The 17,150-nt window shown below is 43.4% G+C and carries 12 protein-coding genes and 1 tRNA gene; 7 read left to right on the top strand and 6 right to left on the bottom strand.

Annotation, left to right across the window (positions count from 1 at the left end; genetic code table 11):
* The first annotated feature begins 211 nt into the window (after window positions 1–211).
* Window positions 212–2,734: a pentapeptide repeat-containing protein gene (locus tag BLS03_RS14450; protein ID WP_093275314.1), complete on the top strand. Its 2,523-nt coding sequence runs from the start codon at window positions 212–214 to the stop codon at window positions 2,732–2,734.
* A gap of 23 nt (window positions 2,735–2,757) precedes the next feature.
* On the opposite strand, the gene BLS03_RS26030 is transcribed toward BLS03_RS14450, so the two are convergent.
* Together BLS03_RS26030 and BLS03_RS14445 are read right to left on the bottom strand one after the other, a co-directional pair.
* Window positions 2,758–2,889, bottom strand: coding sequence for a hypothetical protein (locus tag BLS03_RS26030; RefSeq protein ID WP_281241235.1), 132 nt, complete (start codon window positions 2,887–2,889; stop codon window positions 2,758–2,760).
* 168 nt (window positions 2,890–3,057) lie between these two features.
* Window positions 3,058–4,662: a VRR-NUC domain-containing protein gene (locus tag BLS03_RS14445; protein ID WP_093275311.1), complete on the bottom strand. Its 1,605-nt coding sequence runs from the start codon at window positions 4,660–4,662 to the stop codon at window positions 3,058–3,060.
* Here BLS03_RS14445 and BLS03_RS25670 point away from each other — a divergent pair.
* The 4 genes from BLS03_RS25670 to BLS03_RS14430 all read left to right on the top strand — a co-directional run bounded on the left by BLS03_RS25670 (window position 4,661) and on the right by BLS03_RS14430 (window position 8,391).
* Complete coding sequence (locus BLS03_RS25670) at window positions 4,661–4,828, top strand: hypothetical protein (protein ID WP_176765604.1); 168 nt, start codon at window positions 4,661–4,663, stop codon at window positions 4,826–4,828. The two genes, BLS03_RS14445 and BLS03_RS25670, sit on opposite strands and share 2 nt — an antisense overlap.
* 218 nt (window positions 4,829–5,046) lie before the next feature.
* On the top strand, window positions 5,047–7,032 hold the full coding sequence (locus tag BLS03_RS14440; protein ID WP_093275309.1) for a HAMP domain-containing methyl-accepting chemotaxis protein: 1,986 nt from the start codon (window positions 5,047–5,049) through the stop codon (window positions 7,030–7,032).
* Between the two features lie 138 nt (window positions 7,033–7,170).
* Window positions 7,171–8,121 carry a ketopantoate reductase family protein gene (locus tag BLS03_RS14435; RefSeq protein WP_093275306.1) on the top strand — a complete coding sequence of 317 codons (951 nt, stop codon included), beginning with the start codon at window positions 7,171–7,173 and terminating at the stop codon, window positions 8,119–8,121.
* 195 nt (window positions 8,122–8,316) lie between these two features.
* Window positions 8,317–8,391: transfer RNA gene (locus tag BLS03_RS14430), tRNA-Gly, on the top strand.
* Between the two features lie 402 nt (window positions 8,392–8,793).
* Here the strand turns inward: BLS03_RS14430 and BLS03_RS14425 are convergent.
* Complete coding sequence (locus BLS03_RS14425; RefSeq protein ID WP_093275304.1) at window positions 8,794–9,663, bottom strand: aldo/keto reductase; 870 nt, start codon at window positions 9,661–9,663, stop codon at window positions 8,794–8,796.
* A gap of 419 nt (window positions 9,664–10,082) precedes the next feature.
* Between BLS03_RS14425 and BLS03_RS14420 the strand changes: the two genes are divergently transcribed.
* Window positions 10,083–11,126: an NAD(P)-dependent alcohol dehydrogenase gene (locus BLS03_RS14420; protein ID WP_093275300.1), complete on the top strand. Its 1,044-nt coding sequence runs from the start codon at window positions 10,083–10,085 to the stop codon at window positions 11,124–11,126.
* A gap of 128 nt (window positions 11,127–11,254) precedes the next feature.
* Here BLS03_RS14420 and BLS03_RS14415 read toward each other — a convergent pair whose 3' ends face one another.
* On the bottom strand, window positions 11,255–12,382 hold the full coding sequence (locus BLS03_RS14415) for a YibE/F family protein (protein WP_093275296.1): 1,128 nt from the start codon (window positions 12,380–12,382) through the stop codon (window positions 11,255–11,257).
* Window positions 12,383–12,535: 153 nt separating this feature from the next.
* Window positions 12,536–14,692 carry a bifunctional metallophosphatase/5'-nucleotidase gene (locus BLS03_RS14410; protein WP_218122009.1) on the bottom strand — a complete coding sequence of 719 codons (2,157 nt, stop codon included), beginning with the start codon at window positions 14,690–14,692 and terminating at the stop codon, window positions 12,536–12,538.
* 444 nt (window positions 14,693–15,136) lie between these two features.
* On the opposite strand from BLS03_RS14410, the gene BLS03_RS14405 reads away from it, so the two are divergent.
* Window positions 15,137–15,913 (top strand): metallophosphoesterase family protein, encoded by a 777-nt coding sequence (locus BLS03_RS14405; protein ID WP_093275293.1) that lies wholly within the window; start codon window positions 15,137–15,139, stop codon window positions 15,911–15,913.
* 185 nt (window positions 15,914–16,098) lie between these two features.
* Here BLS03_RS14405 and hypE read toward each other — a convergent pair whose 3' ends face one another.
* Entirely contained in the window at window positions 16,099–17,133 is a 1,035-nt protein-coding gene (gene hypE, locus BLS03_RS14400) for a hydrogenase expression/formation protein HypE (RefSeq protein WP_093275290.1), read from the bottom strand.
* Window positions 17,134–17,150 lie beyond the last annotated feature (17 nt).

The raw sequence follows: 17,150 nt of genomic DNA, 5'->3' as shown, positions 1-17,150 counted from the left end.
TTTAAAGGTCGCGTAAGCGACCTTTTTTATGGGCAGAAAAAGCCACTCTACAGACTATTTAGCGCAATAATTAAGAGGCGTCTTTATTATGAAATAAGTAATATATGTCCCAATATTGCTACATAGATGAATTAGTCATTTAATATTAAATTTATCATCAATACTTATTTTTACAAATCTCTGACATGAATGGATTCATCAAGGGTGCTTTATGAATAAGAATTTTTTTAAGTTTAGACAAAACAGAATCGATGAAAACTCAAGTTATGAAGAGTTGATTTCTATCGTCAATTCCTCGGCCAATGACATAAAATTTGCAATACTATTTATGCTAATTGCTGAGATATTTGTATTGATAACAGTATCGAGCATAACTGATCTGCAGTTACTTATAAGATCGGACATGTATGCGGTTCCATTTCTGGGGTTTAGCGTTGATGTAGTCGGGTTTTTCATATTTTCTCCCATATTTTTAATTATATTTAATTATCATGTCTCTTCTTCTCTTGTCCATCATAGCAAGAGTTTAATGTATATCTATGAACTAGCTAAAATTAAAGGGCGTAAGGGAACACTTAGCCACGAAGTAAAAGAAAATTTTGTCAATTTCGTTTTTAGTAGCAGCAGAGATGATAAGATATTAGTCTACGCTAATATGTCATTCCTATTATCATTTTTTCCTATTTTTATTCAGTTTTTTTTAATGATTAGGTTTTTAGATTATCAGAGTGTGATGATTTCTAGCTATCATTTTCTCTGCATCATTCTTAGTTGTTATATTTCTATTTGCTATTGGCAAAGGTTATCCTGTAAAGAGTTTTTAAATGAAAGGTTTGATTCTCATTGGGTTCTGATTAGGTATTTGTATTTTAAGCTTATAAAGGAGTGTGGTTATAAAGTTAACGGTAAAAAAAATACTAAGTCTATCGTTATTAATTTTATGATATCAATGATTATATTTATAATAGTTTCATCAGTTTTTGGACATTTGTATGATTATATAGAACATGAGAAACAATTAATATCAGGGGCGACAGACACGCCCAGTATGAATTTTGATTTCAACTTTATTACAACATTCATTGAGAGCTTTAGTGATTGGTTAATTCTTCTATTTGTTTTAATATCATTTTCTATTTTAATAGAAAATATGATTCAAAGGTGTTTTTGGATATTTTTTTATTTTTTATCTATTCTAATTTTATCGATGTTAGAGTTTAAGCATTTTTTTACTCCTTACAATGTTTTATTTTTACTATTGTTTTTTATATTATCTATGTGCAATTTTAAAAATAAGTTTAAGTTACTAAGGATTCAAGAGAATTACAATAAAACAAGATCTAGTCGCTGGTGGTATTTTTTCGAGTTCTACTATACATTGTCAGTGTCATTATTGTCATTGTTTTCTCTTATTTCATTGATTTTATTGCTATTTTTAGCGAAAAATCTAGAGCAATTGAAAGTTTTTGGTGAACATAATCAAAGCAATTTTTTTAAGAATATTTTTGTGCTAACAAAAAATATGTTCCCTCATCTAGAGGTTGAAGAAGAACAGATCTTTGATCTATCAAAATCCGCTCAGTTATTTGAGTTGAGTAACACGAATGCATCGGATTATGATTTTAATATGAACACATTTAGAAAGTGTGTCAGCTATAGCGATGATATTTGCCATTTCATTAAGCCTATGTTTATAAATAATAGGAATCTACTGTTTTCAAATTTCAAAAATAGTATCATGTATCAGGTAAGAGTGAGAAATAGTGATTTAAGTTACAGTGACTTCTCTCAATCCCATCTAGAAGGGGCCAAATTTGATGATAGTATAATGCATGCCATCAATTTGTCTCAGTCGATGCTCGAAGGTTCTACCTTCGATAATGTTCAGTTGTCTTATTCAAAAATAAAGTATTCAGATATACAGAAGTCATCATTTTTAAATGTGTCACTCGATAAATTAAATATTTGTAATGTTTCATTTTCTAATGCGTCATTTCGTAATAGTAGTATTAGTTGTAATAAGATAAGTGATGAAATAAATAAAGAAGAGTATTGTAACTGTAATTTGTCATCTTACGACTTAAATGCAATGTTTTTATCTAATACAACATTTAACGATATACACATAGAAAATCATACTAGGAGTGATGATAAATCATTTATTTATTTTAATAATATCAATCCGATAAATTTCATAGATCATGACGGTGGTAAGTCAAATGACGAAGAATTTACTACTATTGTATATAATGTTTATTGTAAAGATGAGCAAATTAGAAGTGATTCTAATGGATTTAAATTTATTAATTTATATGGTCGGTATTGCGGTGAGAATGACGATACTAATGATAGTAATCATGAACGAAAAAAAATTGTCGGTGAAAATATAAAGGATATAAGTGAAACTATTGAATCTATTAACAATCAAGACAGACTTGTATTGTCCTATGAACTTTCATTTTTATTTTTATTTCAGTCTTATACAAAAGATATAGAAATTACTAATGACGAAAATTTCAAAAATATCTATTGTATTTATGCAAGAAAGGTAAGAAAGCAAACTCCACCTAAGTATGAGAAATTTTATGCGGCTATAAATGAAAGCCGCATATTGAGTGAATATCAGAAAAATTTAATTGTAAATTATGTTGATTTTAGCAGTTGTGAACTTAAATATGAATTTTCGCCTTTGCCTTCACCTTGGCCTTCACTTTCACCTTGGCCTTGGCTTTGAGTGCATTTAATTAATAACGATAACTAAATTTTACAACATCCTCCACCTTGGCAAGGAGTGTAACCTTGTGGGCAGGCGTTGGCGGTGGATATCGAAAACGCAAGTAAAAGAAGTAGCGCCGAGAACATGGAGGCAACGCGTTTTAGTGTTTTCATAACATTTCCCTTGTCGATGAATTAATAGAGCGGTTCACTGTGATTTTTGATGATAATTTTAATAATTAAAGCTGTTTGAGCCGTTTTTTTTGTATTTCTCTAAAATGAAACAGAAATATGTAAATACATCTATGTATGTGCAATATCCATAAAAGAGGCTAACTTACATTAACTCTTTACATAACACACTGAAAACGGCACCTTAAGGCGTTCAAAATGGCTGATCCAGCGCAGTTGGCTGTCTTGCAGTTTATCGCCTGGACCTTTGACTTCGACCCATTCAAAGTTGCCATCTTTGAATAAGATTAAATCGGGCATACCGCTGCGAAAGAGCTTCAAATCGCTAAGCAGCACTTTAAACAGTTCAACCAAAATCGGCCTTGGAATATGGTTTAACGCTTGGCTAACCAGCATTTCTGGCAACGCTTGCCAATGCACGAAGGGGTTACTGATGGAGTACTTGTCTTTATATCGTTCAAGCCAAAAATCAACCGGTAAAGTCAATGCTTGCGAAAGGGTTTGGTCGATCAAATTCTGACGTTTAAGGGTGAAATCAGGGTGATAAAGATCCAGTGGGCGCGATTGATAGGCATTGATGAACGCACCGTCAACAGGGGCAAAAATCACCTCCCAAAACAGCAAGCCGAATAAGCCATTGAGTAGGACATTTTCGCAGTAAAACGTCTCAAAGCCTTGCTGCGTAAAATGATTGAGGCAGGCGATTTCAACTCTTAGCTCACTAAGGTCAAGCGATAGCTGCTGCTGATTGGGCTTGGTTTTGCTGCTGCGAGGGACTTTTTCACCCAAGCGGCGTTTTAAGCGCGCGGCGAGTTTGCTTGCCACTTCATGTTCGCTGATATCGACTGGATGAGATTGCATGTCATCGACAATTAGCTGCATCGCTGCAAACTGCTCAAGTTTGTCGTGAATGCGAGCGCGGCGTTCGCGACTTGGCGGAAGCGTTGTTTGGTTAAACCCATGCAAAGCGGCTTGATATTCGCCCAGGCGTTCAAGATCTCGGCTGATGTGATTGAGAAGTTGCTCGCGCTTACGATCGACATAGCTGTGATCAATCGAGGTAGGGATTTGCGCTGCGATATCGACAAGCACCTCACGTAATTTTGGCGCGTTTTGATAACGTTGGTTTAGCTCACTGAGTTGAAGCCTTTGGTCTACTTGCGCGCGAGTTTGAAAAAAGCGCCGGGCTTTGGGAAGTGGATAAGTTTCAAACTGATGCAGACCCAAATCGGATAATACAAACTGGCTTAAGTCTTGATGCGTATTGGCAAAAAACAGCAGCAATAACACATCAATGGTTTTTGGCTGATAAAGCTCGATGACAGAAAATTCGAGTTTGCAGAGCGGGGCGTTATTTTGACTATCGAGATTTGCCACCAGCTGCGGTTTTGGCAGACGCTTATCGAGAGTTGGATACAGTGCGATCAGCTCAGGCTTGGTGAGCAAATGTTCGCCCAGTTCAGCGGCGCTGATCGGCGGGTTAATGGCAACCATGTTGGCAGTTTCAAGCGCAACAAGCGCCACATCAACAGGGCCAATCTCAGCATAGTTCAGCTTATCAGAGCGAAACCAGTGCCCCTTACGTGACAACATACGAACCAGCAGGCACTGACTGGCATGGGGCAAACCTGCAAAGTTTTGCAGCCAATCTCGCTCTTGCTCGCTGAGTAAGTCCGGATAGTGGTTCTGGGCATGGTGAATCAAGGTAAAAAAATTATCCAGATAATAATCGGGCGCCAATTCTGTCTCTGCCATGCCTATGCTCTTGTACGATTTCGTGCTGATTATTCAGTCGGATCAGCTTATCAGTTTGACGCTCGGAGAAAAACCGCGAGCGATTTGGCCTGCTTCGCCTAAAGTGACCAAACTGCATAGCTATGTTAAAACCGCTGATCAATTTGCCCTGTGTGATGATAGCTAACTTCGAAAAATTGGCGCTAAATGGATTTGTATTAAGCAAATAAAGCGCTAAAAAGATAAGTTTACTGATGAAGTGTGCATTATTTATAATTTATTTGAATGGCTGTGATGGCGAAGAGTCAAAGTTCTTAAGAATATTTATGTTTTTCATCTACATATGTTTTATAACTGGCCGATAGAGGATATATTACCAAAATCAAAACAATAAGGAGTTAAAGGATGAGACTCTCGATATCTAGGAAGTTACAGTTAAGCTTTCTGTCACTTGCGGTACTTTTTATCGTATCAGCCTCTTTTATCTATAGAAGCGTCAACGTGGTGGAAACTCATACGCGTTCTTTGCTGGAAACGGATTTGCCGACTGTCGATACCAGTCGCTCATTTCAGCAATCAATTCAGCAATCTCTTTCTGCACTTCGAGCCTATATGTTGCTGGGTGAAAACGCGCAGCTTGAGCAGCTTAATCAAGTGCTTGATGAGACGGATAATACATTGCCTACACTGCAAACTTTGCTGCCAGAAGCGGTGTTTAGCCAAATTTCAAGCGAGTGGCAAACCGTGCGTGATTTGATCAAAGCGACGGCGACACTTAGCCAAGATGACAGCCATCTTCCAGCCCATGCGCTGTTTCTAAACGAAGCCGCACCGATTGCTGAAGTGGCACTCGATCAATTGCAGGGGCTGATTAACTCAGAATCAAGCAACAAAGAGGGCGGCGAACGTAAGCGTCTATTTAGGCTCTACGCCGACAGTTACACATCGCTTGCCAATGCGCTTTCGTCGATGCGCGACTACCTGCAATACGCCAATCCGGCCTATCTTGAGAAGTACCACGACTTTTTGCAATCCCACGCAAAATACGTCAAGGAAATCGAACAAAAGCAAGACTTTATGACCGAAGACGACCAAGGATTATGGTCGCTATTTAAAGAGATGCAGGCGCTGTATTTCCCTCTTGAAAAACAAGTGATTGCGCTTCGTCAATCAAAAGGCTGGAACTTAGCCAATCAAAAGCTCGCCACAGAATTACTGCCTGCGGTAACACGACTTGAACAAAGCTTCGATAGTCAAGTGTTAAGCCAACAGCATAAAGCCAGTCAAAGCGGTGAGGGAATTTTTGCCTCGCTTGTGCAAGTGAGTAGCTTATTGGTCGGTTCGGTCGTGGTGATCTTTGCCGCTGCGGTTATTGCCTCGCGTTTAATTGGGCGAAGTATTGGTGCGCGCGTGGGCGTATTGTCTAAACGGGCGAAACAGATTGCGGCTGGCGACATTTCCGAAGCGGATCTTCCGGTTAAAGGCCATGATGAATTGGCAAGTTTGACCGAGTCGATAAACCAAATGAATCGCTCGCTTGCCAGTATTGTGCAAGGGGTGACGTTAAAAGCCAACGCGGTTGGCCAGAGCATGGGCAGTTTGGTTGACGCTAACCAAAGTACGACATCGCAATTGGGCGCGCAAAAGCACAGCATAGAGCAAGCCGGTAAACAACTGGCGGATGTGGCGCTTTCTGCCGATGAAACCGCTCAGCGCGCCGAAGTCTCAGTAGCGGCATTAAATGATTCAAAACGACAACTGGCGCAGGGCGAAAGCGCGCTGACCACCAACCAGACAGTGATTGAAAACCTGCATCGCACCATCGCGACTGCCAGTGAAAAAGTCAGCGATCTAAGCCGTGAAAGTGAAGCGATTGGCCAAGTGACGGAGGTGATTCAAAGTGTCGCAGAGCAAACCAATTTGCTGGCACTCAATGCTGCGATTGAAGCCGCGCGTGCTGGTGAATACGGTCGCGGCTTTGCTGTGGTTGCCGATGAAGTACGGATGTTGGCATCCCGAACCAGCCAGTCGACGTCACAAATTCATCAGATCATACAAGCGATTCAAACCGCGACTTCGTCGGTCGTGACAGAAATAGAAGACAGCTTGCAATTGGCAGAGCAAGGCGCACAGCTGACCGAACAAGCGGTGAGCGCATTGTCCTCAACATCTGCGCAAATCGAGTTGCTCAACCAGCAGATGTTTGAGCTCACAGAAGCGGCGCAGCAGCAATCAAGCGCCACTTCGCGTATCAATCAGCAGATGCTCAATGTTACCCAAACCATTGACGATGTGTCGTTACTGGCAAGCAGTTCCAACCACACGACCGAGACGGTACGTGTTCAGGTCAGTGAACTGACTCAGGAAATGGCGCACTTTAAGGTCGCATAGTTATGCTAGGCGTTGGCGCTAATATTCCTTAACTTAAAGATGAGAGAGCTTCGGCTCTCTTTTTTTTTTGTCCTAGACAACGCGAGCCGCGAGTTTTAAGTTAAAACCATCTGCAAAATTCAAGGAGGAGAGGTAAATATGAGCAGTCGCTTAAATATCGCCATGATAGGGGCGGGTGGTATCGGTTGTTATTACGGGGCGAGGTTAGTGAGTGCCGGGCATCGCGTGGTGTTTGTAGCTCGCGGCGAGCATCTGCAGGCATTAAATCGTGATGGGCTTAAAGTGATCCATCCGAGCTTCGATTTTCACCAAGCGGTTGAGGCCATGAGTATGGAGACGCTTAGTGAGCAATTTCCCTGTGAGCAATTTGACCTGATTATATTGGCGACCAAAAGTGGCGCGACGTTGGATTTTCTAGCGCAAATGTCACCTTGGCTTGAAAGTGCCGATACCCCAGTATTATCGATTCAAAACGGGGTGATGAATGAAGTCAAAATTGCTGATCAATTAGGGCGCTCGCGAACGTTAGGTGGTTTAGCTGTGCGTATCGGCGGCCATATTATTGTGCCAGGTGTGGTTGAAGTGGCGGGAGAGTCGCAAATTGAACTCGGCGCTTGGCCAAATTCATCCAGCAATGATTTTTCTCAGCAGCAGCTTAATACTTGGGTCGAGGCGTTTAATCAGGCGGGCATTCCGACTACCAATTTTGATGATATTCAGTATGCGCTGTGGCGAAAATTGATTATCAACAACGCGCTAAATCCTCTCACCGCGCTGACGCTCAAAAATACTCAGCAGGTTTTACATGATCCGGTGCTCAAACAGACCGCTTATCAAATGATGATTGAAACCGCGCGAGCAGCCAAACAGGCCGATGTCGCGATAGAGTCTCACGATGTCGATGATATGTTTGAGCTTATCAATGGTTTTGATGCGATTAAAACGTCAATGCTGGTCGACAGAGAAAAGGGCAGGCCGCTAGAAATTGATGACATCTGCGGACCGGTTATCGATTATTGCCAGCAAAGCGGCGAACCGGCCACCACCACACAGTTGATTGCGTGTCTGCTCAAATGCGCAGTGGAATGAAAGAAGGGCTTTTGTCGCCGCGTATTCTTCGCATTATTGACGCACTTTGACTTATGCCAATCAAGGTTTACGAGCAATTATTAAGCGATTGATATTATTTTGATTGTTATCTGTACGAACGAGCGATAAAAGCTTAAAAAACGCTTTTCTTTTAGAATGGCTGTGGCATATTAATAGCCGTCAACACGACGCCAAGCGTACTTCGTATAATGGCTATTACCTCAGCCTTCCAAGCTGATGATGCGGGTTCGATTCCCGCAGTACGCTCCAATCTCAAAAGCTTCCTTTTGCATTGCCGTTTTCATCACACATTGTTCAACTTGGTTCTATCGCAACGTCGCTAGCTAATCATTGCTAATTATCCTCTTGGTTATTGTTTAAGCTTTAGTTCAATTTGAATCGTGCGGCCAAACAACATCTAAAACGCTGTGTGAAATGCGCCACTCACCCGTAATACGTACGAATTGTAAACACTCGTTATGTGTCATCGAATTTACCTTCTGAGCGTAAGCTGCCTTTGAGTTGAACCAAACTGTGCTATAGAAGCGAGTTGCTGAGCCAAGACATTGATGAGCAAATAGGGAACGGTGTTTGATGGTGTTCTGGGTAATCAAACACGGTTCTCTATCGAGATTGAGGTGAGTTAGGCGTACTTAGTTGGTGCCTAGATCTCTAGTCGTGAATTTTGACGCTCAAACAGCCACGCACGAATTGCGGGTTAAAGTGTTTAACTGACTCTCCGACGTAACCCAAGTCAAGGCCATTAATCGCATCCATGTCCTGCGCGGATAATTCAAATCCCCAAATATCAAAGTTCTCTTCGATACGCTGTGGTTTGGTAGATTTCGGAATGACAGTAACACCGCGTTGTAAGTTCCAACGTAGGATCACTTGCGCCACGCTCTTACCGTGGGCTGTAGCGATATTTTGCAGGGTTGGGTCTTCAAACGGCTTATGGCGACCGCCACCGAGTGGTGCCCAAGCTTCAGGTTGAACCTTGTAGTATTTCATGGTTTCAATGGCTTCGGGCTGGGCAAAATACGGGTGCATTTCCACTTGGTTGACCATAGGTACTACCTTGACGGTCTCACAGAAGTTCGTCAGAACATGGGCGTAAAAGTTCGAGACGCCAATCGCCTTTAACACACCTTTTTGGTAGGCATCTTCCAATGCTCGCCAGGCGCTGAAATAATCGCTCATCGCTTGGTGAAGTAGATATAAGTCGAAGTATTCTAGGCCAGATCTTTCAAGCGAGGCTTGAATGCCTTCTGCGGCTGCATCGTAGTTAGCCATATCTTGTATCCACAGTTTGGAAGTAATGAACAATTCCTCACGGCGACACAAACCTTGTTCAATGGCTTCACGTACAGCATCGCCGACAGCATCTTCATTGCCATACACAGCTGCAGTATCTATAAGGCGGTAGCCAGCGCGAATGGCACTGAGCACAGACTGTTTGCACTCGTCTTTGTCCGTTACCTGAAAAACGCCAAAACCTGCCATTGGCATCTTTAGACCGTTGTTTAACGTTGTGTATTGCATAATCTCTCCACTGTACTGATTTGATGCGATGACGCTGAACTTTAATGAAGATTCGTCCGTTAAAATCAAAGCTGCTCATGCGACACGCCTTGGACATAAGGCGTAGCCATTATCGCATGCCATCACTTAGCTTGAGTTGTACGATCATAGCGATTACTTGCCTAAAATTGTTTTTCTATTGGAGTTGGGACTCATTTTTTCAATTAAGCTTAAGTTGTGAGCTTAGCTAGAGCATGAGTCATTTTTTCCCATGATTATGATGCACCTGACCTGATAGACAGAATTGGCGCAGCCTAGCAATCGGGCAAACATTCGAGACATATAGGCAAGAGAAATAAGCTGAAAAAATATAGAGTAGTTTTTACGGCAAATACCTATGCCGTTGAGTTTATTGGTAATACAAAGAAAAGGATTGTGACATGAAAACAGTTGGTTACGCGGCACATTCAGAGAATGAAGCTCTTAAACCTTATCATTTTGAACGTCGTGAATTACGTCCAAATGATGTTGCGATTGAAATCACTTATTGTGGCGTGTGTCACTCAGATTTACATACTGTCAATGGTGATTGGGGACCGCAACCTTACCCACTGGTTCCCGGACATGAAATTGTCGGCATTGTCACGTCAGTCGGTAGCGAGACCAGCAAATACAAAGTTGGCGACCGTGTGGCAGTTGGTTGTATGGTGGATAGTTGCCAAGAGTGTCAGCACTGTCATGACGGGGAAGAGCAATATTGCCAAAATGGCATGACGCCGACGTACGGTGCACCAGATCGTCTTACTGGAGACATTACTCAGGGTGGCTATTCGAAACATATTGTTGTCAGAGAAGAATTCGTCTTGCGAGTTCCAGAATCGTTAGATATGTCGCGCACTGCGCCTATCTTATGTGCCGGGATCACAACTTATTCTCCGCTTCGCACTTGGAACGTAACCAAAGGTTCGCGTGTTGGTGTGATTGGTTTAGGCGGCCTTGGTCATATGGCCGTAAAACTTGCGGTTGCGATGGGCGCCGAAGTTACTGTGATCAGCCGTTCAACCAATAAAGAGCAACAGGCAAAAGAGATTGGCGCGAAGGGCATTCTTGCCTCAACCGATGCCGAGGCAATGAAAGCGGCTGCATCGTCGTTGGATCTAATTATTGATACCGTGCCGACCAAACACGACGTCAATATTTACACACCGTTATTAGCGCTCGATGGTTCACTGGTTATTGTTGGTCAAATTGGGCCGCTCGAAGAGCCGATGACCCTTCCGCTGATATTTGGACGTCGTCGCATCGCGGGGTCGCTAATTGGCGGCATTGCGGAAACTCAAGAGCTGCTTGATTTCTGCGCTGAACACGATGTTTATCCTGAATGTGAAATGATTCGTATGGATGAAATCAATCACGCGTTTGAGCAGCTAGAATCGGGCGATCTTGCCCATCGATTTGTGATTGATATGTCAACTCTGGCTTAAGTATTGACCATGAAAGCGAGCCTATAAGCTCGCTTTTTTTATCTATTCATAAGGTAATCACGTCATAAGGTAAGAACAGCCATATGTCAGACTGTAAATCGAATAATTGGCGCAAAGAAAATACTCATTTAACGATTTGAAGAAAATAACCACGAAGCAAGCCAAGCGGTTAGCGGAATGGTGAGAACGATACCGATACTCCCTGCTAGTGCGTGAACCATCGCCATCGCCACCAGCGGCGTATTGATAAATTGAATCACAGGCATTTCAAAACCCCACACCATCATCATGGTGGTCAACGAGCCTCCAGCGATGGCTAATATTAAGGTATTGGTCATGGTGCCCATGATGTCGCGCCCTACGTTCATACTCGCGTGGCGCAGCTGTTTTGGTGTTAGAGTTGCATCGGTTTGGCGCAACTCGTGATAGCAAGAAGCGATCGAAATCGCGACGTCCATCACCGCACCTAAGGCAGAAATCATGATCGCGGTGAACATCAGCCAACGAACTTGAATCGGGTGCGCAGTGGTCAGATAAATGACATCTTCACCCTTATCAAGGTAGATGCCAGACAGATGTGCCAGTTCCCCAAACAGTTGAGAACATAACCCGGCAGCCACGACGCCAAGCAGGGTACCGAACATAGCGCACAGGCTTTTGGTGTTATAGCCGCACACCAAAATATAATTGACCACGATTTTAATCGCGATTAAAACGATGGTGACGAGAATCGGGTTCCAACCAGCAAATATCGCCGGAATTAAAACGCCAATGATCAACGCTGCGGTGAAATACAGCGATACGATCGAATTCAGCCCCTGCTGCTTACCAAACCCAATTAACAGCAACAGGAATAGAGCTAACATCGCATAAATGGCGGGTGAGCGTTTGTGGTTATAAGCCCAATAATAGGGTTCGCCATTTTTGAGTCTCACCAGCATGATAAAGTGATCGCCAGCCTTGACATACACATTGTGCTGGCGACTGAGCGGATTGGTCACGCGAACCTGCTTTCCTTGCTCTTCACCTTGTAAAATCTCCGCACTAAAAATCTGCCTACCGGTCATTATCGATGGAACCTGAGGGTCGGGTTTGAGCTGCTGGCTTTCAATTTCTACCACACGTGCCTCGACAAAATGCTGAGTTAATGGCGAATGAGGGCGCACAGTTTGGCTAAGACTCGGTGACAGATAAAATATCGCACTGGAAATCAGAGCAATGATCAATGGGAAGGCGTATTTTTTAAGCTTATCCATAGTCGTTATAAGTGGGGTAAGTAAAAAAAGTGATGATAGACAAGTAGAACTGAATCCTAGAGCGAAATGGCAAAAAGCGGCGCACCAGTGCGCCGCAATCTGTTTAAACCATTCGATTTGCTTAAACAATTCAATGTAAAGTTAAGCTGCACATCAATTACAGCCCGCAGCCGTACCGGTTGGATTGGCGTAGTAACTGTCGGTGTTACTTGGGTTCAGTGACACAGAAATGGCTTCTTCACGCGAGCCTGGCTCAATCTGTACACAGATCTGCTTACTCTGTAATTGCTGCCATAGTGCTTGACCTTGTCCGCCATCGCTGCGCGCCGCTTCAATTGCCGCGTCTTGCACAAATGACCAGTTGGTATTGCCGCTAAAGCTTCCGACATCAACGCCGCTATTTTGGCTCGCATACTCCGTCAGCATGTCGCGCACTGCATAAACCTCTTCGTTGGTTGATTCGTAGAACACGTCATCGCTGCTTACCCAGCCATAAGTCAGTAACTGGGTTCCATAGCGATAATTGTTCACCGCGATCTTGTAGGTGGCATTGGCATCAAAGGCTTGTCCGCCAATTGAAGTAATTTCAATGCGCGAGCCAGGGTTCGTCACCGTATATGAGCCATCTTGATTTTCACTTTGGCTGTAGGCATCACCGGTGAGGTCGACGGTGTACTGAATATCACCGTCGAACTGATCATAGTTGTAAGCGTTAGCGTTAGGGTTAAAAGAGTAGGTGAGGTCGCCATCGGTATAAGTGTTAAAGTAGCTGTATGACCACTCCATAAACTTCTTCAGGTTAGCGCCTGTGATGTTTACACCCAGCAAGGTGTTGTCGTATTTGTACAAATTGGCCGATTTGGCTTTGGTGTACGCTTCGCCATCGACCAGATTGGTTTGGTCAGAAAACAGCGACGCGGCTGAAACATCGACTTGATAACCGGCTTTGGCAATGTTTTGAATTTGAATTTGGTTAATAAAGTCAATCAGTGGTGTGTCATGAACTTTGGCGTAATGAATAGTGGAATACAAACGATCGGCTTCAACATCGAAATCTTCACCGGTTGCTTCATCAGCGTAACCGGTTGACGACGGGGTAAAGTTACCCGTCACCACACCTTGTTGCTGGCTAGTATCAGCGACCGACTCTTCATGCACCCAAGAAAACTCGGTATAAAGGAGACCATTTGGATCCTCTTCCACATCATTTGTTTGGTGATTAGCAAGAGTGGTATCGACCATTTGCCACGCGCCATCTGCGTCTTTTTTCAGTTCAATATTTGCTGTGGCAAGTGCCCAGCCCCATTTGCCCGGTTCGATGATTTTTACTTTTGACTCGCGAGTGGTTTGATCATAAGTGCCTGAAATCGACTTATCTTCTTGGTCGTTATTCGCGATGTCGGTGCCCGTGTAACTGTCGCTATAGGCATCTTTCTCAACCATTTCAATGTATTCTGCGTGTTCGTGACCGGCAAAAATAACATCGAATTTGTCGGCAAGCTCAGAGGCAATTCGATAGGTACCTGTCCCATTTTCACTGCGGCCAAGGTGAAATGCACCGATGACGACATCAGGATTATATTGGCTAATGGCTTCATCGACGGCGTCGCGAACAGATGCTAGCTCATCTTCAAAAGCAAGGTTAGCAAAATGGTCAGGGGAAGAGGCCTCCCAGTTCGGCACGTTAGATGGTGTGACCGCAACCACGGCAACCGTTACCCCTTTTATATTAAAGATTTGGTAAGGTTTGATGTAGTTAACGTCGGAGTCGCTCCATTTTATGTTGCTTGAGATAACTGCGCCGCCGAAGTTTTCTAAGTTACGGTCGATAAACGAGCGTTCAAAGTTAAATTCGTGGTTGCCTGGTACCCAAACATTGTATTGCAAGGTATTCAGGGCATCGACCATAGGGTGAGTGTCATAGTCGTTAAAAAGTGCCGCCGAGTTACCTTGAACGGTATCGCCTATATCGATAAACAGCGCATCTTGGTCTTGCTGTCTTACCGTATCGATTACACTTTCAATTTTGGTTAAGCCAGTATCAGCATCTTCGCTTAGCGTGGCATAGTCGTAAGCAAACAGACGGCCATGAATGTCTGAAGTCGCGCCGATGGTGATAGTTACGCTATCTTCACCGGAATCTTGACCAATAGCCACAACATCATCGGTGTTGGTGAGGGTCTGGCCATCGCTGACGCTGTTGGAGTAGCCAGAATTTGAGCCGCTGGTGTCATCGTTATTTGAATCATCGTGACAGCCACAAAGCACCGCAACTAACGCTAATGCTAAAGCGCTTTTTTTATACATCATGTTATTACCATCCGTTCCATGAAGATTAAATTCATGGTGATTTATTAATTACAACTGATTAAATGGCGCTGTTTATCATTTTAAATAGGACTAATGAAATAACATTTAAATAATGGAGGTTATAAATGTATTATCGCTATTTTAATTGGTTTACTGATAGATAAACGTTTGCGTAATCGATTATACGCAAGAGTGAATACCGCAAATAAGACACTAGGTAATATTACGGGGTGATAAAGGATATAAAGTGAAGTTATATTTATTTATGGTTGGATTCGTAATTTTTATGACGTTAAAAGTTAAATGCAGCTAGATGAGATAAATGGATTGGATTTAATAAATCTCAAATAAGCAACACTTGCTCATTGCATCATTCGAGTGAGCCGCGTATTGATCCTGTCTGTTATTAATGAGTTCACGCTCATCACGGTAAGGTTGCGTGCTATGAAGTTTATTCATTTATCCGATATTCATATTGGTCAATCTCATAACCTTGAGAATTTTGCCTCAATCGTTGATTGGATAGTGGCTTTTCAGTCGGTTCATCAGTCTAAAGTGGTTATTATTACGGGAGATATTGTTGACGATGGCGCACTTGGTCAATACCGCGAAGCCAAACAGCAGATTGACAAATTAACCCATGCCGGATTGCAAGTGCTATGCACGCCAGGTAATCACGATTACGGCGCAAATGGTATCGTTGAAAGTGAAGAGTGTGTTGCGCGGTTTAAAAAATACATCAGTGGCGATGTGGACTATCCACTTCGCGTTGATATTGATGACCATAGCTTTATTTTAATTGATTCTATGCTCGAAGAGATGAATAACTATAAGTTGTGGGGAGCGCAAGGCGAAATTGGTAAAGCGCAGTTAAGTGAATTAGATCGTATATTAAACGAGATTAATCATTCTCAGCAGCAACGTAAAATAATCGTTGCTTTGCATCACCATCCTTTTTATTACAACTATTTTCAAAAGCTTCGTGATGATGAATTATTTAAAAAAGTGATTATCGATGAAGAAAAACAACGCTCTCGTATCGATGCTATTGTATTTGGTCACAAACACGTTGCTCATCGTTTTGTCGAAAAAGAGCAAAAATACAAACTTGATCTTATTTATTCAGCAGGCGCTTCCATTGAGCGCAGTGGCGCAGGGAAATTGACTATTCCAGTGCTGGATTGTATGTGTGGTGAGATTGTCGTGCACGATATTGACTGATGTAGCCATTGACTAACGTAGAGATGACTAACATCGCACTGTCAGCAAGCTTGTACACAATCGCCAATGTAAGCCAAGCGCTAAGCCGTCTATAAAGCGCTAGCAGCAAATAAAGCGCCCAACCAAAGAAGAGCGCTTTGCGAGGTTATGTCGTTGGGTGAATAGGCTTTGTTAAACCGCTTTGGTCAACAAATCCTAGGTAATAACTCACCTTGTGGCAGCTCAAGATAGCGGCGACTGCCCCATGGGCTGTGCAAAATCACTTTAGGTTGCGGTGACTGCGAACCGTTGGTTTGGTGATGACTTGGTTGACGATGAGCGGATGCGCTGCCAATCTGGCACGCATTGGGGTCAAACTGCCTGAGTACATCAAGCGCGGCTTGGGCATCGCGCTGCGGCAGGGCAATTAGCATAGTGCCTTCGTTGGCTAAATCATAGGGCTCAAAACCGTATAATTCGCACAGTCCTTTCACTTCATCACTCACCGGAATACGCTCTTCAATCACATTGATATTCACTTGCGAGGCGGCGCTCCATTCATTTAACACCGCGGATAAGCCGCCACGGGTCGCATCGCGCAGCGCATGCACAGGCAGCCTGTGATTGAGCAAGGCGCTTACCCGAGGCCAAAGCGTAGTGCAATCACTGGTTAGACTCGAACTGAGCTTAAGCGCATCGCGCGCCATCAAAATACACGCGCCGTGGCGACCAATATCGCCGGAGACTAAAATCGCATCGTCATCGGCAATTGCGCTGGCACTGGGGCGCTGCGCCTGATAGAAATTACCGACGCCTGCAGTGTTAATAAACAGGCCATCAACACAGCCTTTTGGCACCACTTTGGTGTCACCACAAACAATTTGCGCGCCGCTTACTTTGAGCTCTTTGGCCATGCTCTTAACAATGCGCTCAAGCTCTGTGTAGGGGAAGCCTTCTTCAATCATAAAGCTACACGTGAGGTAGTCCGGTTTGGCGCCCATCATTGCCAGATCATTGACCGTGCCAGCAATGGCTAATTTGCCAATATCACCACCAGCGAAAAACAGCGGCGCGACGGTGAAACTGTCGGTCGTGAGCGCAATTTCGCCTTGGGTGGTCAGGCGCGCTGCATCTTCGCTTTTGAGCAAAATATCATTGGCGAAGTGGTGAAAAAACAGTTGGCTAATCAATTGGTTCATTTGCTGACCGCCGCCGCCGTGGCTAAGTTGAATCTGTCTCACGAGAAATTCCTTTGCGG

The sequence above is a fragment of the Vibrio xiamenensis genome (assembly GCF_900100015.1).
GTDB classification, from domain to species: domain Bacteria; phylum Pseudomonadota; class Gammaproteobacteria; order Enterobacterales; family Vibrionaceae; genus Vibrio; species Vibrio xiamenensis.
Note: the sequence above shows the minus strand (reverse complement) of the source record. Positions and strands in the feature narration are given on the sequence as shown.